The sequence below is a fragment of the Chlorogloeopsis fritschii PCC 6912 genome (assembly GCF_000317285.1).
GTDB lineage: Bacteria > Cyanobacteriota > Cyanobacteriia > Cyanobacteriales > Nostocaceae > Chlorogloeopsis > Chlorogloeopsis fritschii.
Map to the genome: position 1 here is coordinate 71,195 of NZ_AJLN01000152.1, position 23,870 is coordinate 95,064.

Sequence of the window (23,870 nt, forward strand, 5' to 3'; positions counted from 1 at the left end):
TCAGGATAAATGCTTTCATGGTAAAAATCATCCAGAATAATTACAATTCTTTTCCAAAGTTTGGGAAAGATACTCCTTGGTTGTGGCGTCCAAATTTCCAAGATCTAAATTCAGCTCTGTTGGCTGTTTGTCTGTTAGAAGATGAATTAAATAAACGCTACACAATGCTTAAAAGTGTAAAGGTTGTGAATATTGACAACTACAATAATATAGCCGCTGAACCAATACCTCATATTGCCGTAGTATTCAAAAATAGTACTGATTTAATAGGAGAGAAAGAGCTGAAATCCCTCTTTGAATCTACTTGTCAGCGGATAGTTGCAATGGGTAAGGCTGTCGGAATCCACTTAGTTTTAGGTCTGATCTAGAGCCTTGTTGTAACTAGAGTCGGTGTCACTCACAATGAGCGATCGCAGAGTCGAGTTTACAGACTAAACCTTTATTTTACCTACTTTCATCTTTACTTCATAGCAGTTTTACTTGAGTGCACAATCTGATCCAAGATGTATTAGTTGTGCAATTTGCTATCACTATTGCTGTACAGAAAACAACAAACAGGTGTATTTATGACTGTAACGACAGACGAGAAACTTAAAACTATAGTCATGGATAAACTTTGCTGGGACAAGCGTGTGAACGCAGCTGAAGTTAATGTAATAGTTGAGAATTGCAAAATAACCCTCAAAGGTAAAGTGTCAAACTATAGAGCCAAACGTATTGTCGAGGACGATGTAAAAGAAGTAGTTGGAAAAATTGAAATAGATAATCAACTACAGGTGCATTATCCACCGATGACTCCTCTCCCTACAGATGAAGAAATCGCATTAAAGGTGACGAATGCTCTGACTGAGAATCCAGAAATTGATACTAGTAAGATTAATGTCAGCGTTATTGGGGGCTTTCTCACTCTCCAAGGCATAGTAGATGCTTTTTGGAAGAAATTTCAGGCACAAAAAACTGCCTATGCGATCACTGGGGTTATTGATGTTGTTAATGAACTAGCAATTGTACCTACTCAGGAAGCTCAAGATGAGGAGATTGCAAAATGTATTGGGAATGCCTTGGAACACAACATGGATGTAGAAACTGGGGATGTAAACGTAATAGTAGAGAATGGTAGAGTTTCCCTATCAGGTTTTGTTTCTAATTGGGCAGCATGGCGAGCAGTACATAACACAGTTTCCCGTACCACAGGAGTCATTATGGTAGTAGATAAGCTTATCATTCGGCAGATAGTTGAATATACACTCTAACCTTAAACAGAGTATATTGTTAATTGTTTTTTCTACGATTGACTTCCAAAGCTAGAATTATCAATTTATCATTGCTTCGATACTGCCTTGATTGTTCGCTAGTTGATTAGAAAGCCACCCTGCAAATTGTTCCTCATATTTATTAGCCTCTTTTTCCAGTTTATTCTTTTCGTACCTCTGACCAGCCTTTTTAAACTCCCTGAAATAATAGTATCCAAACTTATCTGCACCACCTAATTGCTCACACTGCCTAGAGTGTGTAAGCTCATGAGCTAACAGTTTAAGCTGATCAAAATCACCAAGTTTGTATGAATCTTTAACATAAATACGTTTGCAATAGGTTTGAGCAATAGAATCAACCTGACCAATATCTATTTTGAATTCAGCATACAACCAGTCATCCATCAATTGGGCATTATAGATGACCACAACACGGTCAACTAAATCTCCAAAATAGGTTCGCAAATATCGTTTCTGTGTCTTATCTAAGTATTGACTAGTAGCATTGCTAGTACGCATCCATTGAGCTGCTGCTGGATATGCTATTGCACCTGCCTGACCCCATGCTTCTTCAGTCAGATCCTTGATATACGAATGACAATTAATGTCTGCCCAATTACAGGATTTGGCATAAAATGCTTGCAACTTTAAATCCCCAAAGCCTATTATATTTAATGCTATTAAAATGCTAATTAAACCTAAGTGAATGATTTTTTTCATAACATTGTGATTGATTTGATTTAAACCTTGTATAAACCTCCTATTTAGAATTGAAAGCCTTAGGTCAGCTAAGGCTTTCTTTTGGTGATGACATATTAGAACTCGCAGCATTGTTTCCAAACTATGGAAACATCCCAAAAATCAATTTCTAGAATAATAAACTGGGAGGTGCTAATCTCTATATTCAGTACGGACTGTACTAGGTTCACGATAAGCAGTTGGCTCTTGGCGACGGCTTTTTCCAGCCAAACCAAATAAACCAACCAAACTAATTAATCCCAGCCTACCCCAATCGAAATCATCATCTTCATAAATTTCTATCTGTTCATATGGTTCTCCAACTCCGGGTTCAACTTGAGCCGTAGCAGGAAGAGTTAAGGGTATAATTGCCGTGGACAATGTGAGAGTGTAACTCCAATCATTTTGAAAAAATTAGCACGTAGCATGATTAAATTTTCCTATCATTCGTGAAGTAATATCGAAGCCAAATTGCATTTATCTAAAACCACAGAATGTGTGATTTAAGAATTCGTCACCTATTTTTATCTACAATCGGACGGCCTTCGGTATCTATATCTAGCTCTTCTCGACGAACTTGTTCTTCTGAGCTAACCATTTCTTGCTCCACTTGTTTCTTGATTCTGACTTCTTCACGCACGACAGCTTCTTTGTGAATATCTGGCTTCTCTTCGTAGATATCCATATGTGCAACTTCTCCAGAGCGGAAAGTAACTTCCCCAGGAGAAACAGGTTTGCCAGTATTTTCTGGAGTCACTCGCTCAATCACAACTCGCTCTTTTTCTACTGGTACTGAAACTCGTTCTGTTTCTGTTTCAACGTGTTTACCAATTGTTACTTCTCCAGCCTTGTGGCGGGTTTTATTAGCAACCAGCCGTTCTTCGTACAGTTTGAGCGTTTGATGATCCCGCTCATTCATCTCATATAAATCCGGTTCTTGTTGGTAGGTGTATGCATTGCGATCATAATCAACCTTTCTAGCTGCAACCGGAGTAGCTTCTGGTTCAGGTGCTTTGTAAGGTGTGGGCGCTACAGGTGCATCTAAAGGAGCCGATGTCTCTAAAGGTGTTGATGCCTCTAAAGGCTCAGTGCGATAAACTTCCCGCACTCGCTCTTCATAATCGTAATCAATTCTCAAGTCTTCACTGAATTCAGGCAAATCTTCTGCTTGCTCTTTGGTAAACCCTACAGCATAAACGCGGCGATCGCCTTGATCAATTCGGGTGCGACCAACTGGTAGTAATACTTGCTTGCCAAAGATCCAAAAACCAGTGTCAATGACCAAATACCGAAAATGACCTGACTCGTCAACTAATATATTTTGAATGGTGCCGACTTTTTCATTATCTCTATCTGAATAGACATCATAACCCTTGATGTCCTCACTACCAAAAGAGTGTTGATAGTTTGGGTCAAATTCCTCAAGTTTGTAAAGAACCATTTTGTAATTCTTCCTGTATTCTCATCAACTCAATATCTATCGCATATTCCAAGTGTCAAGCTAATTTTTACATTCAAGCTAAATCATTTGTGCTCGCATAGCGGTGAGCACGACACGTCACAGAAGAGTTTGGAGTCACTTCTACAATCAAAACTCCTCGGTTTTGATTTACCTTGAAACCAAACTTACTTTGGTTGGTTTCCTGCCAAGATCAAGGGTTAACTCAACTAGACGAATACCTAAATATGAATGCTCCACTCGAAAGTTTGAAGATATAAGTCTAAGTTAGCTAGCAAAAGTGGAAAACTTGTGGAAATTAGGAATTTTCATAAAAAGTACCACTTAAGAAATAGACTTTAAACTCGACAAAATTTATTCAGGCATGTGTACTTTAGCAATGGACAAATAAACCCAAGAACTAATTCTAGAAAACTTTTAAAACACCAAAGAGCATCTTGAATGTTGACGGCGGCGATTGGACTTGGAATTTTTGGTATGGACACTTTTATCTCGCATGTCTGTATTGCAAACCGTGACTTTACCTGTGGTAGATTTTAACAACCCTGCAATGTGCTTGACTACGGTCGTCTTACCTGCACCATTGTGACCAACGATCGCATGAACTTCACCTGCACGGATCTGGATATTTATGTTTGCGATCGCTTTATTATCATCTGAGTAGCTGGGGATCTATCGCCAGAGTGGCAGCGATCGCCATGCATAGCGTTGTCTTCCCAGCTCCGAGAGGCCCTATAATTCCAATAACCTCTCCCTGCTTCATCTCAAAGGAAATACCGTCAATGGTAGTTTCATCAGCTGCTGGGTAGGTGAATGTAAAATCTTTTGCGTTTACTATCGACATTCCTTACTCCTTTGCTAAAAAACTGGGCAATCCTAACTTACACGAGCGGCGTTGCGAGTGCGTTTTTGCTCTCTATTCCGTTCTTTGCCACGAGGTGCGAAGCCAAAGTAGCGCTCAACCCTACCGTAAAGGTGTGGCATTATTAAAACCAACAGAATCGCACCCATAATTAGACCGTCAGTGATAGTATTTCCAATTGCAGCCCAGACAGCAACGTTGAAAGTTTCTGTGCTGAAGATAATAAAGGTTGTTGCCTCAATTACTGCGTGAACAAATCCTGCTACGATTGCTGCAATAAAAAGACGAATCTTATTTAGGGGGTTACTGGTTGATCAATGCGAACCCTTTGGCTAGGCATTGCCTTTGATAGATTTTTTCTAGCTCTAATCCAGGCAAAATAAATTTGTACAAACTAGCATTCGCTATTAGGTTACTTCTGCAAGTAAACATTTTTCATGAGAATTCTTTTGGTGGAGGACGATGATTCGCTTGCTCAAGCGGTGGCGGCTGTTCTGAGCAAGCAAAATTATGTAGTGGATATTGCTGCTGACGGTGAAGCTGGTTGGGAGTTGGTGACTGTTTGCAACTATGACTTAATTTTGTTAGATGTCATCTTACCCAAGTTAGATGGTATTAGCCTTTGTCGGCAACTACGACAAGAAGGCTATAAGATGCCAATTCTACTGCTAACGGCAAAAGATAGTAGAACTGATAAAGTTATGGGTTTAGATGCTGGAGCAGATGACTATGTTGTTAAACCCTTTGACTTTGGGGAGTTGTCAGCTCGAATTCGCGCGTTAGGACGTCGGGGAAATTCTTCCTTACCTCCGGTTTTAGAATGGGGAAACTTACGCCTCGATCCTAGTAGTTGTGAGGTGACTTATGCAGGCAACGTTTTGCATATAACAGCCAAGGAATATAGTATTTTGGAGCTTTTTTTACGCAATAACCAACGCACTTTTAGCCGCAGCGCGATCGTAGATCACCTTTGGGGTGCTGATACAGATCCACCAGCAGATGACACTATTAAATCTCACATTAAAAGTTTGCGGCAGAAACTCAAAGCAGCAGGCGCACCCTATAATTTTATAGAAACGGTTTATGGATTGGGTTATCGCCTCAAGCCTGATGCCAAAAAGCAAAAGTCTCAGGAAAGCAAAGAAGAGCCAACTCCAACGCAGCAAGAAATTTTTTCGGCAGCTGTTGCCAAAGCACGGGAAGATTTTCAAGCTAAGGTTGGTTCGCGTATTACTGTGCTGGAGCAAGCAAGTAATGCCCTTAAAGAAGGTACGCTCAACTCTGGGCTGCAACAAAACGCAGAGCAAGAAGCTCACAAGCTGGCGGGTTCGTTAGGAAGTTTTGGTTTTGCTCGTGGATCGCTATTGGCTGAAAAAATAGAGAGTATACTTCAGAGTCAAACGCCAATTAATCAAGTTCAGTCTCAACATCTTTGTGAACTCGTGACGGAGTTACAACGGGAGCTAGAAAAAACGACGACTGATGAGCAAATTTTGAGTGAACAACGGCAGAAGATGCTGTTGATAGTGAGCGGCGATCGCCAAGTAGTTGAGCAGTTAGTAAAAGAGGCTGCGACACAGGGAATGCATATAGACATTGCTATTAATACTGCTGATGCTAGGAGTGCTATAGAATCCTCAAGTCCTGATGTGGTGCTACTCGATCTTGATTGTTCTGATGAGGTTAAGGATAGTTTGAAGTTATTAACAGAATTGTCCAACCGAACACCGCCAATACCAGTACTAGTTTTCACCGATCGAAGTAATTTTGCCGAGCGTTTAGAAGTAGCGCGAGCAGGCGGGCGTAGTTTTTTACATAAGTCCATGCCTCCTAAACAAATGTTAGAGCTAGTTATCCAGACGATTCAATCAATAAGTGTTTCTAAAACCAGAGTAATGGTTGTAGATGACGATCCACAGGTGTTAACTCTTATATGGAATTTACTAGAACCTTGGGGAATTAAGCTGACAACTCTTGAAGATCCGCGTCGCTTCTGGGAAACCCTGACAGAGTTTTCCCCTGATTTACTGGTGCTAGATATAAAAATGCCTCATGTAAATGGAATTGAATTATGTCAAGTGGTACGTAATGACCCCTACTGGAGCAAACTACCAGTACTGTTTCTTACTGCCCATGTCACAGCAGATACTGTTGATCGGATATTTGCAGCTGGAGCTGATGATTGTATCAGCAAACCAATAGAGGGAGCAAAATTAATCACTCGCATCTTCAAACGTTTAGAGCTGATTAGTAAAAAAACCTAAAGAAGACTGAATCTGGCTTTACTCAAGTTATAGGCTAAATCGAGTGTAGTTATGTTGTTGTCGATGAGCCGTCTACCTGCGATAGAAAATCCGCACCGCAAACCCTACCCAAGTGACTGAAGCGATGCCGAATGGTTAATTCTTAAGCCTCTTTTACTTACACCCAAGGGATTTGGGCATCCTGTAGAAGTAGATTTACGAGAAATTTTGAATGCCATTTTCTACGTGCAACGTACCGGATGTCAGTGGGAAATGCACACCGAGTGACCTTCCTCCTTACACAACGGTGTATGGTTACTTCCAGAAATGGCAGCGCAAGGGCATTTGGCAGAAAATTCATGACCAAGTACGTCATCAACTGCGACAAGATTTGGGGCGTTCCGGACAATCTACCGTATGGAAATAAACGCTTGGTTTGCTGACAATAAGATTGATATTCCTCACCGAAGCGTTCTTCTAACATCTGCTCTTCAATTGCAATGCGGTTACCAAACCAAATAACACAGACTATTAACAATAATCCAGAACTCCATAAGCTCTGTAACATAATGCAAAAGCCGAGAAAAAGAAGAATGTAACTCGTGTAGATGGGATGTCTAATTAAACTATAAATACCCTCAGTCACTAAGTGATGATCTGATTTAATCGTAAGACGGTCAAAGAATTTTCCTAAAGTTTTGATGGCAACCTGACTAACAATAATTGCAGCACAAATCAGGACAATAGCAGTTACAGTTAAACATAGATCAACTGCTGTATTCAAAGTCTGGTTTTGAACTGAAAAGGTGTATAGCGTTAGCCAGTGTACGCTCAGTAACCCAACAACAGTAATTAGCGAAGCTACGCGTCCAGAAGTAGCTTGAACTTGGCGATCATCTTGACGACTTGCTAGTTTACCATATCGAACAACTCGCCAAACCGTTCCCAAAAAGAAAACAAAGTAGCTGATTGATAAAAAGACTACTCTCCAGTTTCCTGCAACTCCAAATTGTGCAGCTGGAATGACAATCAAAACAGCGATAACAGCCAGTAAGGCGAAAATCAATCCCATAGGTTTCAGGAACACTGACATGAATACAAGCTCCTTCGCAATGAACTATGTAAGTAGTTGTGCAAAATTAAATTCATTCGTGCAGACAGGGTTGGGGGAACAGGGAACAGCAAAAGAATGTGTGTAATTAATTCTGTTTAAGTACTTATATTTAGACCGGAAGTTGAAGATCGATAAACAGGCTGAGACTATTTTCACACAAACAAATTGCAGCCGTAAGTTTCAAACATTAATTGCTGCGATCGCACATTGCTGTTTGTGCTACCAAGCTACTGAGGAATTATATCTCAAATATTAGGTAACTTTATTTACATCAAATCTACACAAATTACAGTTTGTAATGTTAGGCTAAAGTATCAAAATTCACACTTCCTAGCTCACAAGCATAAGTCTCTATTCTATGTCTAAGTTCGTCTCCGCCACCTTAATCGCAACATTCCTACTTCTCGCATCAGCTAAGTATTCCAGTCCTACACTGGCTGGTACTTGTGCTTCCAAATGCGGCCCCCGTCCCATTCAATTTAAGCCTGGGCAAAATATTATACTGGAAGTTGTAAACAATACTTATAATACCGTAAAATTACAGAAGCCATATACTACCAGTCCAATTACTCTCCAACCTGGAGAAAAATTACAGTTAGAGCAGGGAGATGGTACAGAGCCAAATATCTCTCTTTTGTTTTGGAATGAGGCTGGATTGCCACTCAAAGCGACTGTCTCCAAGGCGAACTTTGCTACTTTGCGAGTGGAATTTCGTCCAACTTGGTATGCTCCAGGCGATCGCGCAATTTATATCCTTGATGATGGTAGGGTGAATATGCTGTGAAAGTTAGAAGCAGGGCAAGTTTATTTCGATTAAGACGATAATTTATTTGTTGAACCTGCTCGTACAGTAGTTATAAGTTATAAGTTATTAATTGAAGAATTTTTATGTATGGGCGAAGATAACAGCGCCCCAATTTTTACTTATAACTCTAACTGTGCTAGACCAAACTCCGATTGCACCAGTGAAAACCCGTCGGCGCTTGCCCAACCAGCGTTGGCAGATTTACCCACAAAAAATAGAATTAGCACAAAATTTGGTCGAGGCGACAAATTTATCGCCTCTCGTTAATCAATTATTAATTAATCGGGGTATTGATACGCCTCTGGCAGCACAAGCTTTTTTAGATCCAGAATCTGTAAACTTGCCTTCGCCATTAGAGGAATTTCCAGATCTGGCAGTCAGTTTGGAATTGTTGCAAGATAGCGTTACCCGTAAAGAAAAAATCGCCATTTGTGGAGACTATGATGCAGATGGCATGACTAGTACTGCTTTATTGTTACGTTGTTTGCGTTGGTTGGGTGCTGAGGTAGATTACGCTATTCCCAGTCGGATGCATGAAGGCTATGGCATTAATAAACGCATTGTTGAAGAATTCAAGAGTGAAGGTGTGGGATTAGTCCTCACTGTTGATAATGGTATTTCTGCTGTTGAACCCATAGCTAGAGCTAGAGAACTCGGTTTAAGGGTAATTGTCACCGATCACCACGACATTCCTCAAAATTTACCTCCAGCCAACGCCATCCTCAATCCTAAATTACTACCAGAATCTTCACTTTATCGCGGTGTGGCAGGTGTTGGTGTTGCCTACATTTTGGCGGTGTCTCTAGCACAACAGTTAGGTAAAACTAATAGCGGCATTATCAAGCCACTGCTGGAACTATTTACATTAGGAACCATTGCCGACTTAGCTCCTTTAACTGGGGTAAATCGCCGTTGGGTAAAACGCGGTTTGCAGGAATTACCCCAATCAAAATTGCCGGGAGTGCAGGCGTTAATTCAAATGTCTGGGGTGCAGTCAAGGCAGGGAACAGAGAGAACTCTGAGCGGAGGTTTCCTCCGAACTTCTGATCGGAGGAACGGGGAACTCTTAACGGGGAATATTTTTGATAATTTCTCCGCGTCTCCCACTCACCGCGTTACTGCGTCTTCTAACACGGTATCTGCGTCTTCAGCAAAATCATTAAAGCCGGAAGATATTGGCTTTCGTTTGGGGCCGCGCATTAATGCTATTGGTAGAATTGGCGATCCTCAAATTGTGATTGAACTACTAACTACGGATGATATGGGGATAGCGCTGGAAAGAGCTATGCGGTGCGAAGCAATTAATTTGCATCGCCAGCAGATGTGCGAGCAAATTGAACAAGAAGCGATCGCATTAGTTGAAACAGAATATGTGGCATCTCTACAGCAAAATCGTGTTTTGGTTGTAGTTCAACCCAACTGGCACCACGGCGTAATTGGGATTGTTGCTTCGCGGTTGGTAGAACGCTACGGTGTGCCTGTGTTTATTGGCACCTATGAAGATGACAATCATATTCGCGGTTCGGCACGAGGAATACCAGAGTTTCACGTATTCGCAGCTTTGGAATATTGCCAAGACTTGCTCGGCAAATTTGGCGGGCATAAAGCCGCTGGTGGATTTTCTTTACCAGCTGAAAATTTGGCAGCACTGCGATCGCGTTTAGGAAAATTCGCCAACCAATGTCTTGAACTTCAGCATCTCAAACCACTACTCAAAATAGACGTTCAAGCCAACCTCAATCAAATTGATCGACAACTTTATCAACAGCTGCACGCTTTAGAACCCTGTGGAATTGACAACCCCGATCCTGTTTTTTGGACTCCTAATGTGCAAGTTATCGAACAGCAAATCGTTGGCAAAGGACACCTTAAGCTGACAGTTGCTCAAACTATCGATGATTTACAATTTCAAATTAAAGCGATCGCTTGGCGGTGGCGTGACTATTTTCCTTTACCAAAACGAGTGGATATTGCTTATAAATTGCGAGAAAACAATTTTAATGGCAACACAACTATTGAATTGGAATTGCTTGGCGTTAGACTACCAGAGCGATCGCAGCTATTTTTTGCCTCTGCCCCTACTCCCATCAAAACCAGTTTTGAACATAACCAGCGTCAATATACCTGTGGCATTTATCAAAATGGTTCTTTACCAGAATTAAGAATTAAAAACCCTGAAGGCAAAGTCTTAGCTGTTTTGCAAGGACATCATATTGGTTTATTGGGAACTCATCGTGAGAACGCACAAGAGATTGATGTTACTCAACCCCAGTATGACAGCATTATTCAGGCTGCTCTTGAGGCTTTAGGTAGGTTGGCAGAAAAGTTACGCGATTAGAAATTGGTATTTGAGTTTATTTAGAAAGATAATATTCACTCAATGTTATCACCATAATTCAGTACCAGCGTGTAACAAGCGGCGCGACTAGCCAGCATGAGAGCAGCACGGCGGCACCGTCACCAAAGGGAAGAAGTGTGACCATAGATGCCAAGAGTGAGACCTGCTGATAAGCAAGCGCGAGACCTAACGGCAAAACGCAGTGACGGTGGGTAACCTCGCGACCTCACAAGTAACTTTCATCCGTCCGCTGCCGTGAAGTGTTAGCCTGAAGCTCACCAGGAAATATATTTCACTACAGACTTAACTGAGGAAGACACAACTAGACTGAACAACACCCAGAAGAAACGAACTAGAATTTGATTCGTCAACTTCTTATTTGTTCTCTCAAATTCATCGGTGGCTTTTTTGTCACCCCTTGTGATAGAAAATCTGGGATGTTCTTCAAATTTATCAATATCAATCGCAGCATACCGGGTTGGAGTTTCCCTGATCCGATAGACTGTATCCTCAATTGCGTTTATGAACGCTTGAGCCAGCTCAACTCGCTGCTCTGTGTAGTATTGAACAGCCTCAGCGTATTCATTCAGCGCTTCAGGATGAAATACATACCTCATGGCTCAATCAGCCGTCTGACTTGCGCTAAAGCATCTTCACCTGAAATTGGTTGAACAGAGCCATTTCGCACCTCATCTCTCCGGCGCTTGGCTTCAGTCACCCAAACTGTCTGAATTACTGGATCAGTGTCGAACTCCAAGCTTTCTACCAACTTGTCTGCAAGAAGCGCTCTTGATGCGCTCGGCAAGGACAGTATTTCTTCCGTCAGTTGCTCAATTGACCGCATAATCCCTCGCAGAAAGCTAAATTCTAAGCAAAATTGTAGCAAAATCTGATGTGAGTAGAGCTTGATGAAGCAGTCACCAGCATCAGGGACTGTGCTGTGTGACTAGATACGCTACTTTAAGACTTTGTCAGGTTTTGATATATTCTGTATGATTGCGAATTCAAATTTTCTAGGTTAGACGAGTACCTCTCGAAAGTAAATATGAGTCCTGAGCAACGACTAGACTACCTTTATAAAGAGTATGTTCGACTAAGCCAACTAATAAATTTGGTACTTTTATAGTTTGGGATAATAAAAGGAAAGAAGTAAATCCTAAAGAGCTTGTGGAAACGGTAGAGAAATTTTCTAAGCAAAATGCTCAAGATGTATTGTTGGTAATTAATTATAGTTCTAGCAATTCTAGAAAAAAATATGTTAAAGCTTTAATGACTGAATTTATTAATTCTCCTATCAGCATTTATCAACTAAATAGTTTTGATAAAAGTATCACTTTGGACGAAAATTACAAATTGTATATGATTAAGTATAGAGCTAGTTGATCCTTGTAGACATATTCTGTTCAAGCTGAAGGTAAGCTAAAGGTTTTCTAACTCGTACACTCAAATCAACCAAAATTCTTGTGGGGAAGCTACTGTGCTAGTTTAATATAGGACACACATATGGCACTTGATAAGGCTAAAACTCACTTTTACCAAATCGATGAAACTATAGTTACGTTAGTCCAGCAGTTTGAAGCCTGTGCCTTCATCTGCGCTCCGCGTAATTGCTCTGGAAAACAGGCTAACAGTCAAACTTTTACCTAATTAACTTTATTTTTAAATACATTTTTTTCAATTTTTTCTAACCCATTGAACCGGGTATCGCCTACCTGCTTGCGTTAAAAAAGTGTCTAATTGTTCAAGTGATAATGCCTTTGGCATGGGATAACGTCCATCCAGATTCTTCATATCTGTATAGTGACGAATAAAGGAAGCTAAATCATTTGGGTAAGTTTGTTCATTCACGCCCAAGAACTGTCCATGCTTGTGTGCTCGATTTAGGAGCGATCGCCATTGTTCAATCGAAGCCAGCCCCAGTGAACGAATGCCATTAGAAAATAGGGTTAAATAGATTTCGTCAAAAGGTTTGGTTCCATCGAGATAGTTACTGAGTCGATCGGCAGAGGTTTGATCGTTAAACACTATCCAGTAGGGAACGAGTCCCAGGCGTAACGTCCACCACGGTTGTAGATACACAAACGATTCAACAAATAATCGATTGCTCGGTAAGCCTCGTTGCTCGTACCACCATCGATAGAGATCCGCCACTAGAAAACTTAAATCCTGTGGATAATCGAAAACAATGTGGCAAACCCGAAAATTGTGCTCACGGGCAAAGTCTTCTACATCTTGGCGCAGGGTTGGATCAAATCCCCATTCCGACTCTGGAAACCAACCATCTGGATCTGGTGGATTCCAGCGCTGGTGATTCGATTTATTTTGCTTTAAGAAGTCCCTAATTTTTTGGCTATCTTGAAAATACTCTTGCGGGGTTAAACCACCTTTGCCCCCAAACTGAAACAGATGACGCTCTTGAACACGAGTTGCAAGCCAAGTATTCTGGCTCTCCAGTAAAAATATCGTTGCACCTGGTGCTAGATTCTCAGTTAAGAACTGCTTGTATGCTTTACCAAGCCGGAGTCTTTTCAAACGGAAGTAGCCTACACGGGGAACCTTAATGCGATCCTGATTGGGATCGTGCATTTGATAAATGGCAAGGTCAGGATTGTTGTTGAGTAACCGTCGCGCGAGTTCCCTTGACGACTCTAATACGGATCTGGGATCGTCTGGATCGGCAGCATGTTGAAAACAAAATAAAAGCGTCTGGGGCAACCAGGGAATTCCCAATGCTGCTCCTAAATGTACCGCAGCCCCATTTGATGACCCAATCATGACAGCAGGATATTGTTGTTGACGGGGATATTGACTGATGACCCAGTGGGACATCGTTTCTGCCCGCACTTGATCGACTACTTTTTGGGGGGATGCATTTATCCAGCCTCCCCAAGTTGAGAGACCTTGAGAAATCGATTTGGCAAGATGACTGCCGACTTCTGCAGCAAAAGTTTTAACTGACGGAGCCATGCCTCCAGAAGGAAAATCCTTACCCTTAAGATAGCTACCGAGTGATTGTAGAGCCACGGTTGCCGAATCAAGACCAGTGATGTAACCTGGTTTCCTGCCAAATGATGCCGCAACATCTACAATTGTTAGTTTGAGTGAGGAAGATTGCATCGCTCTCTGTGGTCTCCAATTTGACTACGGTTCTCTCTACTGTCGTTAGATTAATTTGCAAAGTATGGAAACTAAAACTGATAACTGTTTTGGAGATTTCAGTCTCCTTTGGGGAACTGCGAAGCACTGTTTAGCGGTTATTTAGCGAATTGGTATTACGACACTCAGCATTTTAAACCTATTTCGTCTATGCTTTGGGGTGAATCACTCCGCAGGCTGATTTAGCTGTGGCTAACGGCTGGGTCTTAATTCAAGCTTTTGATAGAGACAGAGGTTGATCTATTAGTGGAAGGATTACAGAAACTTAGCGATTAGCGTTAATGATGTAGCATTCTTGCGAGAAATATGGAATTCTTGAACAAGATTTCACAGAAGTTTAGGTTTTTGCTGAAGTCGCTGTTTTATTTGCAATATATTCCGCAAGCATTTTTGTATTCATTAAAGCGCGATCGCTACGAGCGCTACTATCTTCCCAAGCGTGGTTCTGAATCATTAGTTACCCCTGGAAAACTTCTGCAAATTAAACCTAGCGAAAGAGGATTTCACATCTATTTTGAACAAGCAGAACTTGAAATTGATTTCCTGACTCACGATTTAGTCCGACTGAATTGGTCGCCTGGTCTTCTCCCCATTCCTTATGCCATTGCTACTCAAGATTGGGATTTGGTTGAAGTTTCTTTAGAAGAAAAAGAAGATTGCGCCATTATTAAAAGTGATAGTTTGACTATAGAAGTTACTGTTAATGGATATGTTAGGTTCTTCAATCAAGCGGTCGAAGTTCTCAGAGAAGAACTTCCGCCTCAATGGTATGGTGAACGTTTGGTGCATCAAGCTCAATTACGCTCAGAAGAACATATTTATGGATTAGGCGAACGTGCCTCTACACTAAATTTACGGGCTGCAAAAAATCCTCAGCAAAAGCCTAAAACCTACCAGATGTGGAACTATGATCCGGCTGGCTACGGTTCGGGAATAGATCCGATGTATATCTGTATCCCGGTTTATATGGGCTTACATCAGGCAGGAAGTTATCTTGTTTTTTATGAGAATTCCTTTCGCGCCGAATTCACGTTTGCTGATGTTACTACCGCAGCGTTTGCAGGCGGATCGCTTCGCTATTACATGACTATTGGCGAACCTGCTGACTTGATTGAACGCTACACTCAATTAACCGGTCGTGCATCCCTGCCACCCCGTTGGGCATTGGGCTATCATCAATCCCGTTGGGGCTACTATACTGAAGCGGCAATTCGCCAAGAAGTTGCAGCCTTTCAAAACAATAAGTTGCCTTTGAGTGCCGTTCATCTCGATATTGACTGTCAGGTTGCCCATCGCCCATTTACAATCGACCCGATTCGTTTCCCGGATCTCGACGGCTTTATTCAAGAGTTATTGCAATTAGGCGTTCACGTCATTGCCATCAATAATCCCGGTGTGAAATTTAGCCGAGCCAGTAATTTATTTATCGAAGGACAAATTCTCAATGCCTTTTGCAAGTATCCCGATGGACAACTTGTCATCGCACCCGTGTGGGCAGGCGGAAAAGCGTTCCCTGATTTTACTAATCCCAAGGTGCGATTGTGGTGGAGCCGTCAATATGCTTACCTCTTAGACATTGGTGTGGCAGGCTTTTGGCACGATATGAATGAACCTGCAACGTTTGTCTCTTGGGGCGATCGCACACTTCCTCAAGTGGCTCAACACAGCATGGAAGGAAGAGGGGGCAATCATCGCGAGGCACACAATCTCTACGGAATGCTCGAAGCAGAAGCCGCCTACGAAAGTCTCCGTCAATTTCGTCCAGAGCAACGCCCGTTTATTGTATCGCGATCGGGGTGGGCTGGGCTGCAACGCTATGCCTGGACGTGGACGGGCGATGTTGCAAGTACTTGGGATGCTTTACGACAAACGATCTCAATCATTGTGGGATTGGGGCTGTCTGGAATTCCCTATAGTGGCTCTGACATTGGCGGCTTTCAAGGCAATCCAACCGCAGAACTTTATCTGCGCTGGTTTCAGATGGCGACGTTTTTCACCTTCTATCGAACCCACTGCGCGATTAGTGTTGTCCCGCGTACTCCATGGACTTATGGTGAACCGTATTTGAGCATCCTGCGTCGATTCCTTCAGTTACGCGATCGCTTAATGCCCTACTTCTACACGTTAGCTTGGGAGACTACTCAGAAAGGATATCCACCCGTGCGCCCGCTTTTTTGGTCAGATTGGACGGATTCACAGTTATGGGATGTGGAAGATGCGTTCTGCCTTGGTGATGCGCTACTAGTATGTCCCATTGTCCAGCCAGGGAGCGATTCCCGCACGATTTATCTTCCCAAGGAACACTGGTATGATTTCTGGAACGATACGTTAATTCGGGGAAGGCAAACGATTGATTTAGAAGCACCCCTGGATTGTATTCCGTTACTCGTAAAAGCAGGCAGTATTTTGCCCATGCAAGACGGCGAGCAACTGATTCTCCATGTTTACCCACCCGTGTCTGGTAATAATGAAGGCTGTGTCTATAGTGATGCAGGGGATGGGTATGGCAAGTTTCGGCTCGACAAATTTTATCTCAACCGAAGTGAAACAGGGTTAGAAATTACCTGGGAACAGCAGGGAGAGTTTGAGTTTCCTTACTCATCCATTCAATTGCAAGTTCATGGTATATCCATTCAGCAGGCATGGATTGATGAACAAGAAGTTTTAACACCAAGGCAACAAATTGAGTGTCGCTTATTCAAACAAGTCCGCTTGCAGTTCAATTAACTTGACACAAACAAGAATTTATGCATACTTAATTTTGGTAATGAAGCAGCAATTGTTCTAAGAATTTCAATAGACCGAAAAGTTACGCGATCGCCTTACCCGACGGTTAAAAGTACACATAGCACTCTGTCGGAAAAATAGGCATTTTATTTAGTTGCGCGGAGCGATCGCCAAAAAACAGTAGTTTCAGCCATATTATACTTTTATTGCAAATTGTAACGAAGCTATGGTATGCTTGCGTTAACGTAATAAACGCCTTGTCATTATTCAATAGCCAGCAGGTTCGGTTCATGTTGCAGGTAACAATCTCTTCTTTCGCCTTAAATAGTTGTGATTGTCCACCTTAAGGTGCAGCGTCAGCCTTGCAGCGATCGGAAGTATTTGCAGTAAGTGGTGTAGGAAACTAGGCGAACTCTAAATCAGCATTGGCGCGATCGCCCTTTGGGACTTTGGGAGCATCGTATCCAACGAGTTTAGCCTATTAATTTGGCTGCTTATAGTCTAACGTACCATTTGATGTATAACTGCATTAATTTTTGTCGCTGTGGTCTGCTATCTTGTAACGCTTCGTAGATACTTGGCCACTTGCGTCTAAATACTGGTGATAGCGATAAATACTTCCACGGTATCCCGTTCTTGAGCAAACAACTTTTGGGGATGAGATAACCGGATAGTTTTACCTGTACGGGCATGGTTAACTAGCATGTCTTTTTCAAACTTACCAGAGCAGACCCGCAAAAAAGCAATGCGATCGCGGTGTTTGGGGTCCATGTTGGCTTGTAACTTGAACACAAACCCAGAAAACTCTGGATAGGTAGGGGGAATTTGACCTTTGTTACTTTCGTGGGGAGTTGGCTTAAGTCCATATTCCAAAAATGACTCTAGGAACAACTCCACACCAAAGTTGTTCATGGCGCTGCCAAAAAACACTGGTGTCATCTTACCCTGATGCACTGCTTCTAAGTCGAAGGTCGAACCTACCCCATCAAGAATCTCTAGGTCTTCTTTGAGCTGGTAGTATAACTCTGGCTCTAGAAGCGACTCAATCCTTGGATCTCCCAAGGAGATAGTGGTATCTGCGGCTTTTTTGCTGCCATGAGCAGCTGTCTTTTGAAACAGATGAATTTGCTGATGGCGACGGTCAAAAACCCCTCGAAATTGGTCACCCGTACCAATAGGCCAATTGATAACATAAGTTGAAAGTCCTAACTCTCGCTCAATTTCATCAATTAGTTCTAAAGGTGACATACTGGGACGATCCAGCTTGTTAATAAAGGTGAAGATAGGCAGAGAACGCAATCGGCAAACTTCAAATAGTTTGCGAGTTTGTGTTTCCAATCCCTTAGCAGCATCAATAAGCATAACTGCATTATCGGCAGCCGCTAGGGTTCGGTAAGTATCTTCACTGAAATCTTGGTGTCCTGGCGTATCTAGTAGATTAAGTAGAAACCCTTGGTACTCGAATTGTAAGACTGTTGAAGTGATGGAGATACCCCGTTGTTGCTCCATTGCCATCCAATCTGAGGTAGCGTGGCGTTGGGCGCGACGGGCTTTTACAGAACCGGCTTGCTGAATAGCTCCTCCGTAGAGTAGCAGCTTTTCGGTAAGTGTCGTTTTACCTGCGTCTGGGTGAGAGATGATCGCAAAGTTACGCCGACGATCTATTTCTTGCGGGGCGATCGCATCCCGTAATTCTCAAATTTCATGAAAATTTTTGAGATTAGAAAAGGTTTTCTAGTTGGTCATAAGAAAAGTAAGCGTTTAGACCAGCTCCAGTATATCCAGTAAACAACCACAACAATGCACGACCGCTATCAAGTAGAGTAAATAACCAAGCTTCTGTTGGTCGTTTGGTTGGAATGGCAACAGGTGTAAAAGCAATCCCTTGATTACCCAAGACAATCGTGGCAATAGCCTTAGCTCGTGGCATATGAAAATCAGATGTTATTAAGTAAACATGGCGAATCTCATGGCGTTTGAAATTATCAATTAGGGTAGTAAAGTTCGTCACAGTATCGACAGCTTCATAATTCAGATGTATCCGATTTTTTGATATATTGGCTTCTCGAAAAATGGGACGTACTTGCTCAGGAGGTAAACCAGAAGAAACCCAAATATCTAAAGAAGAATGCCTCTGGGCAAATTGAGCCGTAAACTTTGGCCGAGTAGGGCTACCCCCTAGCATGAGAATAGCTTGAGGACGAGGTGCTTGATAATAAGCTACGCTCAACCGGAAAATAATGATGCTATAAACCCAAAGAGGGATAGCAGCAATGATAAGAAAAAGGAAATGGTACTTCTTGAGCTTTTTATAAGTAAAAATCATCTGCCCTCTTATAAAGCTTTTATCAGTCCACATTCAGTTTTTCACCTAGTAGAGAGTGTAAATGAATAGTTAAAAAGCTTACCTACAATTAAAATTTGATTTTCTTAATCCAATTTTCTCTATTGTTCAAATTACTCCGTGAAGAAGTAGCTGAACAGCGTAGCACAAAAGAATAATCATCAACTTAAAAATTACATCAATGCTGGAAATCCCCATAGCTAGAAAGTTAAGTATAGATAGTGGAAATATAGTGGATAAATTATTATTACGTGCCCAATTCTTACCTAAGATATAATTTGGCTATTTCTTTAGAGAGAGTTAATATTTCCACAAACAAAAAGAAGTTATCAATATCTTAGCGAATGCTTTATAATCCTAAAAATTTAAAAATACTTACCATATGTTTCTGTAATCAAATAATTTTGATTCTTCTATATTTAAGATATTGGCGCTATAACAGTAATATCTATCTCTAGGTAAAAATATTTAATTCAAACGACAGAAATTAAAAAGCAGGTTGGTTTTGAGGAGAGAAACATAAGCGAGCCTCCACGGATTTTCCACTATTTAGACTTAATTTAAATCTAAAACCTATAAGTTAATCAGTAATGCTCTTGTCTAAATAGTCGGTTGATAAAAACGTATGTATAATCTCAGAAAGCTGATTTGTTGGGTAATGGTAGGCATCCTATTTTTTTCCCTGCCTGCTTTACCTGGCTGGACTCAAGATACACCCAATTTTCCGCTTTCAGAACCTCAACAGCAACAACCTATTACACCAGAACCACCTGTACAACCATCTCCTACTGCACCTGGATTAAATGAACCCCAGGAATTTGAAGCCTTTGTAGACAAAATCATCAATGAGGAACTGTCAAAGTCTCACATCCCTGGCGCAGTCATTTCTGTAGTTAAAGATGGGAAACTCTTTTTTGCTAAAGGCTACGGCTACGCGAACGTAGAAAAAAAGATACCAGTAGTTGCAGATAAAACCCTGTTTCGCCTAGCCTCTATTTCAAAGCTATTTACAGCTACAGCCGCAATGCAGTTGTACGAACGAGGAAAGCTTGACTTAGATGCTCCTGTTAACAACTACCTGACAGACTTCCAGCTGGAAAACCCTTACCCTGAACCAGCCAAAGTTGCTCAGTTGATGACCCACACTGACGGTACGACGAAGCGACGAATCAGTATTGCAGCTCGTACAGAAGCCGAAATGATACCTTTAGTCGATTACTTACCTAAGTATATGCCACCGATTGTGTGGCCTCCTGGTAAAATATATAGCTATTCCAGCCATAGCACCGCTTTATTAGGCTATTTAGTGGAAAAAATTTCTGGTATTCCCTTCATTGAATATATTGACAAAAACATCTTCCAGCCATTGTCCATGCGTCGGAGTACGTTTCTTCAGCCACCCCCGCCAGCTTTAGTTAATGATTTGGCTGTGGGCTATCAGTATCAAAATGGCAACTTTAAACCTGTTCCATATTTGTATTTGAATATTGCCCCAGCTGCGGCTATGAGTGCAACGGCTACAGATATGGCTCGCTTTATGATTGCTCACCTACTGCTTGGTCGCTACGAAAACTCGCGCATTTTGGAAGAAGATACTGTAAGGCTGATGCATGAACAGCACTTCACCCACCATCCCAAATTACCGGGTACTGGCTACAGTTTTCGCGAACGTTTGGAAAACAACATTCGCATGATTGGACATGTGGGAAGCTTGCGGGGGTATTCTAGCTCTCTCACCCTCATGCCGGAGCAAAATATTGGTATTTTTATTGCTACTAACAGCTTTAGTGGAGTGCATGGAGAATTCCTAACTAAATTTTTAGACCGCTATTTTCCAATTACCGAAAAACCTGCACCTGTTAAACCACTTACCCTTACCGATGCTCAACTTGAACGCTTCACTGGCACTTACCGAGATTTAGAGTATCCCCGCCACACCTTCGCTAAGGTAACTGCACCGTTTGAGCATATCAATATTAACAAAGGTGACAACGGTACTTTGGTGATTAGTACCCCTGGTTTGTTCTTCCTGGGAAATGCTCCAAAATTGCGGTTAGTACCTGTGGAACCAATGTTATTCAAGAGAGTTGATGATGACGCTTATACAGCCTTTGGTGAGGATAGCACGGGCAATATTGCCTTTGCCTTTAATCCACTTTGGCCCAAAATCGGAGCCTTTGAGCGAGTACCGTGGTATGAAACTATTTGGGTACTATTAGGAATTGTTGGCTTTTGTGCGATTGTTTTTGTATCAGCCGTCATAGTCTATCCAATACGCCCTCTCATTCGTCGTCTGAGAAGAAAGCGTATTACGTCTCAACAGCAGTTAAATAATGCTTGGGTAGTAGCTGGTCTGGTTAGTATTTTAAATTTAGTGTTTTTAATTGGCTTACCTTTGTCACTTTGGATAATTGGCTTATGGAAGCTGGTGTATGGTGTTCCTAGTATTGTAGTAGCGTTACTTTGTCTGCCACTGATAACTACTATTCTGTCTTTGGGGTTATTGATGTTTACAGTATTAGCTTGGTTTAAGAATTATTGGTCTTTGAGCAGACGAATTCACTATTCTTTAATTACTTTAGCCGCATTAATTTTTATTCCTTGGTTGGCTTACTGGAATTTATTAGGATTTAAATTTTAACAACATTGTTAATTTTTATCTCTAAAAAGATTGCTAAAGTTGATCGAGATTCACTCAGGTTCAGGTAATTATAAAATTGCACAAATTCATAACAAATTAATTTCAGCAAAGCTCTGCATTCCTACCCTGCGGGAAGGCGTTCACGTAGCGTGTCGCTTTGCGACTCAGCGCCTAATGCGCTTACTCTGTGTTCCTCTGCATTTAAAAAAAGCTCAGATTTAACGTAAAGCGGAAGGTAAACCCATTAACAGATAGAAGAGCAATATTAGCTAGAGATTTAAATTGAAAAAAGTGAGATTTCTTTCCAAAGGTATACTCTATATAATTTCCCCCAACAGCTCCGAAAATAACTAAACTACTGGCATCAAGAGGAGTCAGACCTCCCTATATTACAAGTATTGACTCTGCAACGGCAGTACTGCGTGCGCTTGGTAAATATCTTCATGGCAAAGAATTACGTTCAGGGAACATTGCACCATTGCTTGTAGCTTCATTAACAGATACTATGAGCTATCATCTTCCTAACCAACTTGTTGAAACTCTGACTACTTGGGGAGGATGGATGAGTGCATCATCGCCCAAAGCTGTAGACAATGTGCGCTCAGAAATCATCTCTCGCTGGGTAGTAAAGCAATATCCCCAACGACCACCTCAAGAAACTTGATGGACGTTACCTAAATAATATTTTTATGACTATCAAAGAAATTCTGCTCCAAGAAATTGAATCCTCTCCAGAGTCCCTCCTAGAAGAAACTCTTGATTTTCTACGCTTTTTGAAGACTAAGCAAGAATCAGCCAAAAAAGATACGCAATCCCCGCACATTAAGCCAGAAACACCAGGTTCCGATACCCTAAATCAACCACAAGAAAAACCGACAGACAATTCTCAACTACCTTACCGTCCGGCTTCCGGCCGTTCCATTCTCAGACACGCAGGCACCTGGGCAGGTGATGACTTCGATGAGTGTCTTCAGTCTGTTTACGCCACTCGTGGCAAAGCCAAGTTCGATTATGACTTAAATCCTTTTGAGTAATGTACCTGCTAGATACTAATCACTGTAGTGCTATCATTCTTGGCGAACCAAACGTCATTCGTCGAATAACTGAGGTTGGAGAATTAAACATCGCTACCTGTGTAATTGTGCAGGGAGAACTTACATATATGATGGAAAATTCTGCACAAAGGGAAACTAATCTTGTTAGGTTGACAGAATTTATTGAAGATATACGTATTTACTCTTTGATTGAGGATACTGCTATCATATATGGTCAACTCAAAGCAGCCTTAATGAGACAATTTGGACCCAAGGAAAAAAGCAAGCGGAGAAAAATTCAGGTGACAGACCTGGGCTTTGATGAAAATGACCTTTGGATTGCTGCTGTAGCTCTACTTTGAAGAATTGGTATTAAGGGTCTGGTGATGTTGCCCATCATGCTTCCCTTGGTGGCGATCGTCAGTTAGCTGCAAAAACCTTTCTCACTGCGGCAGAACACAGCCTGCGATTGCTTGCCTATACAGAGGCTTCCGAACTTGCCCAACGCGGTGTTGAGCACTGCCAGTATCTCAATGACAGCTTGAGAGTGCGATCGCATCTAAGATTGCTCAAGATTTATGTCATGGCAGGGGTGAGGCGCGATCGCACTTTTATCCTCGAAAAATTAAACGTGATAAGCAGTTATTACTAAACTTTTATCAGAACTATATATTGCTTCCACCCTTGGATATTGGTCATGCACCCACCAGACTTTGATTCTGTTACCTTTTCTTGGGGCGCTACCAGACAAAATTTAACCAGCGTTTTGCATCATCTGAGCAAACTGACTAGATGGCATCACTTTGACGCTCAACGGTGGTAGTCCTTGAATCTGGTGTTTCTCTAGGGTCATACGTACCCTGGTATGTAGTAAATATTTTGTACCCAGGTAATACTAACGCAATACCATAAGCATCATGAATTGTTCCAGGGTATCTGTATGGTTCATCATCTGGAGTGTTGCCACCTAAACGAATTTTTAATCCAGGGAACCAAATGTACAAGCCAGGAATTAATAAGTCCATGCTGTATGCAATAGCTCTCAAATCCTCTTCATCTTTGTTTAGAGAGGTTGATTTAGTAGAGGTATTGATTTTCGTAAAGATAGACATGGATTTTTTACTAATCATCTAACTTAATACTGCCTTATATTGCA

23 protein-coding genes and 3 pseudogenes are annotated in these 23,870 nt (G+C 41.7%); 13 read left to right on the top strand and 13 right to left on the bottom strand.

Going from position 1 to position 23,870, the window contains the following annotated elements; genetic code table 11:
• The first annotated feature begins 17 nt into the window (after positions 1-17).
• Positions 18-368, top strand: a complete 351-nt coding sequence (locus tag UYC_RS0133880) for a hypothetical protein (RefSeq protein ID WP_016876823.1) — start codon at positions 18-20, stop codon at positions 366-368.
• 198 nt (positions 369-566) lie between these two features.
• Positions 567-1,253 carry a BON domain-containing protein gene (locus UYC_RS0133885; RefSeq protein ID WP_016876824.1) on the top strand — a complete coding sequence of 229 codons (687 nt, stop codon included), beginning with the start codon at positions 567-569 and terminating at the stop codon, positions 1,251-1,253.
• Positions 1,254-1,313: 60 nt separating this feature from the next.
• Here the strand turns inward: UYC_RS0133885 and UYC_RS0133890 are convergent, their stop codons facing one another.
• The 6 genes from UYC_RS0133890 to UYC_RS40110 all read right to left on the bottom strand — a co-directional run bounded on the left by UYC_RS0133890 (position 1,314) and on the right by UYC_RS40110 (position 4,461).
• On the bottom strand, positions 1,314-1,973 hold the full coding sequence (locus UYC_RS0133890; RefSeq protein WP_235083016.1) for a hypothetical protein: 660 nt from the start codon (positions 1,971-1,973) through the stop codon (positions 1,314-1,316).
• 171 nt (positions 1,974-2,144) lie between these two features.
• Complete coding sequence (locus UYC_RS0133895) at positions 2,145-2,372, bottom strand: WGxxGxxG family protein (protein WP_016876826.1); 228 nt, start codon at positions 2,370-2,372, stop codon at positions 2,145-2,147.
• Between the two features lie 133 nt (positions 2,373-2,505).
• Entirely contained in the window at positions 2,506-3,432 is a 927-nt protein-coding gene (locus UYC_RS0133900; RefSeq protein ID WP_016876827.1) for a DUF2382 domain-containing protein, read from the bottom strand.
• A gap of 435 nt (positions 3,433-3,867) precedes the next feature.
• The gene (locus UYC_RS40500; protein ID WP_412093827.1) at positions 3,868-3,993 is read right to left on the bottom strand and encodes a hypothetical protein; all 126 of its coding nucleotides are present in this window, start codon (positions 3,991-3,993) and stop codon (positions 3,868-3,870) included.
• Between the two features lie 109 nt (positions 3,994-4,102).
• The gene (locus UYC_RS0133905; RefSeq protein ID WP_016876828.1) at positions 4,103-4,294 is read right to left on the bottom strand and encodes an ATP-binding cassette domain-containing protein; all 192 of its coding nucleotides are present in this window, start codon (positions 4,292-4,294) and stop codon (positions 4,103-4,105) included.
• Positions 4,295-4,326: 32 nt separating this feature from the next.
• Positions 4,327-4,461: a hypothetical protein gene (locus tag UYC_RS40110; RefSeq protein ID WP_016876829.1), complete on the bottom strand. Its 135-nt coding sequence runs from the start codon at positions 4,459-4,461 to the stop codon at positions 4,327-4,329.
• Positions 4,462-4,749: 288 nt separating this feature from the next.
• Here UYC_RS40110 and UYC_RS0133915 point away from each other — a divergent pair, with 288 nt between their 5' ends.
• Together UYC_RS0133915 and UYC_RS39760 are read left to right on the top strand one after the other, a co-directional pair.
• Positions 4,750-6,576, top strand: a complete 1,827-nt coding sequence (locus UYC_RS0133915; protein ID WP_016876830.1) for a response regulator — start codon at positions 4,750-4,752, stop codon at positions 6,574-6,576.
• 63 nt (positions 6,577-6,639) lie between these two features.
• Positions 6,640-6,973, top strand: a pseudogene (locus tag UYC_RS39760) (transposase); the annotation flags it as partial.
• Positions 6,974-7,000: 27 nt separating this feature from the next.
• Here the strand turns inward: UYC_RS39760 and UYC_RS39765 are convergent.
• A pseudogene (locus UYC_RS39765) lies at positions 7,001-7,648 on the bottom strand (methyltransferase family protein); the annotation flags it as partial.
• Positions 7,649-8,027: 379 nt separating this feature from the next.
• Here UYC_RS39765 and UYC_RS0133925 point away from each other — a divergent pair.
• Positions 8,028-8,453 carry a hypothetical protein gene (locus UYC_RS0133925; protein WP_016876832.1) on the top strand — a complete coding sequence of 142 codons (426 nt, stop codon included), beginning with the start codon at positions 8,028-8,030 and terminating at the stop codon, positions 8,451-8,453.
• A gap of 154 nt (positions 8,454-8,607) precedes the next feature.
• A complete protein-coding gene (locus tag UYC_RS0133930) occupies positions 8,608-10,812 on the top strand; it encodes a single-stranded-DNA-specific exonuclease RecJ (protein WP_016876833.1) in 2,205 nt (734 codons plus the stop codon).
• A 275-nt stretch (positions 10,813-11,087) separates the two neighbouring features.
• Here UYC_RS0133930 and UYC_RS0133935 read toward each other — a convergent pair whose 3' ends face one another.
• Together UYC_RS0133935 and UYC_RS0133940 are read right to left on the bottom strand one after the other, a co-directional pair.
• On the bottom strand, positions 11,088-11,429 hold the full coding sequence (locus tag UYC_RS0133935) for a type II toxin-antitoxin system RelE/ParE family toxin (RefSeq protein WP_016876834.1): 342 nt from the start codon (positions 11,427-11,429) through the stop codon (positions 11,088-11,090).
• On the bottom strand, positions 11,426-11,656 hold the full coding sequence (locus UYC_RS0133940; RefSeq protein WP_016876835.1) for an addiction module protein: 231 nt from the start codon (positions 11,654-11,656) through the stop codon (positions 11,426-11,428). The genes UYC_RS0133935 and UYC_RS0133940 overlap by 4 nt, the downstream gene beginning before the upstream one ends.
• 659 nt (positions 11,657-12,315) lie before the next feature.
• On the opposite strand from UYC_RS0133940, the gene UYC_RS38445 reads away from it, so the two are divergent.
• Positions 12,316-12,459: a hypothetical protein gene (locus UYC_RS38445; protein WP_157171300.1), complete on the top strand. Its 144-nt coding sequence runs from the start codon at positions 12,316-12,318 to the stop codon at positions 12,457-12,459.
• 27 nt (positions 12,460-12,486) lie between these two features.
• Here UYC_RS38445 and UYC_RS0133950 read toward each other — a convergent pair whose 3' ends face one another.
• A complete protein-coding gene (locus tag UYC_RS0133950) occupies positions 12,487-13,929 on the bottom strand; it encodes a hypothetical protein (protein WP_016876837.1) in 1,443 nt (480 codons plus the stop codon).
• Between the two features lie 345 nt (positions 13,930-14,274).
• Here UYC_RS0133950 and UYC_RS0133955 point away from each other — a divergent pair, with 345 nt between their 5' ends.
• Positions 14,275-16,695 carry a glycoside hydrolase family 31 protein gene (locus UYC_RS0133955; RefSeq protein ID WP_016876838.1) on the top strand — a complete coding sequence of 807 codons (2,421 nt, stop codon included), beginning with the start codon at positions 14,275-14,277 and terminating at the stop codon, positions 16,693-16,695.
• Positions 16,696-17,310: 615 nt separating this feature from the next.
• Here the strand turns inward: UYC_RS0133955 and prfC are convergent.
• A pseudogene (prfC, locus tag UYC_RS35965) lies at positions 17,311-18,375 on the bottom strand (peptide chain release factor 3); the annotation flags it as partial.
• A gap of 40 nt (positions 18,376-18,415) precedes the next feature.
• Positions 18,416-19,054 (bottom strand): YdcF family protein, encoded by a 639-nt coding sequence (locus tag UYC_RS0133965; RefSeq protein WP_016876840.1) that lies wholly within the window; start codon positions 19,052-19,054, stop codon positions 18,416-18,418.
• Positions 19,055-19,664: 610 nt separating this feature from the next.
• Here UYC_RS0133965 and UYC_RS0133970 point away from each other — a divergent pair.
• The 5 genes from UYC_RS0133970 (at position 19,665) to UYC_RS38455 (ending at position 23,366) form a co-directional block, all read left to right on the top strand.
• Entirely contained in the window at positions 19,665-21,680 is a 2,016-nt protein-coding gene (locus UYC_RS0133970) for a serine hydrolase domain-containing protein (RefSeq protein ID WP_235083018.1), read from the top strand.
• A 505-nt stretch (positions 21,681-22,185) separates the two neighbouring features.
• Positions 22,186-22,344: a hypothetical protein gene (locus UYC_RS39235; protein ID WP_016876842.1), complete on the top strand. Its 159-nt coding sequence runs from the start codon at positions 22,186-22,188 to the stop codon at positions 22,342-22,344.
• Between the two features lie 25 nt (positions 22,345-22,369).
• Complete coding sequence (locus tag UYC_RS0133980; RefSeq protein WP_016876843.1) at positions 22,370-22,714, top strand: DUF2281 domain-containing protein; 345 nt, start codon at positions 22,370-22,372, stop codon at positions 22,712-22,714.
• Positions 22,714-23,076: a type II toxin-antitoxin system VapC family toxin gene (locus tag UYC_RS0133985; RefSeq protein WP_016876844.1), complete on the top strand. Its 363-nt coding sequence runs from the start codon at positions 22,714-22,716 to the stop codon at positions 23,074-23,076. Before UYC_RS0133980 ends, UYC_RS0133985 begins: the two co-directional genes overlap by 1 nt.
• 107 nt (positions 23,077-23,183) lie before the next feature.
• Positions 23,184-23,366 carry a hypothetical protein gene (locus UYC_RS38455; protein ID WP_127011373.1) on the top strand — a complete coding sequence of 61 codons (183 nt, stop codon included), beginning with the start codon at positions 23,184-23,186 and terminating at the stop codon, positions 23,364-23,366.
• 136 nt (positions 23,367-23,502) lie between these two features.
• Here the strand turns inward: UYC_RS38455 and UYC_RS0133990 are convergent, their stop codons facing one another.
• Complete coding sequence (locus UYC_RS0133990; RefSeq protein WP_016879838.1) at positions 23,503-23,826, bottom strand: hypothetical protein; 324 nt, start codon at positions 23,824-23,826, stop codon at positions 23,503-23,505.
• Positions 23,827-23,870: the final 44 nt, after the last annotated feature.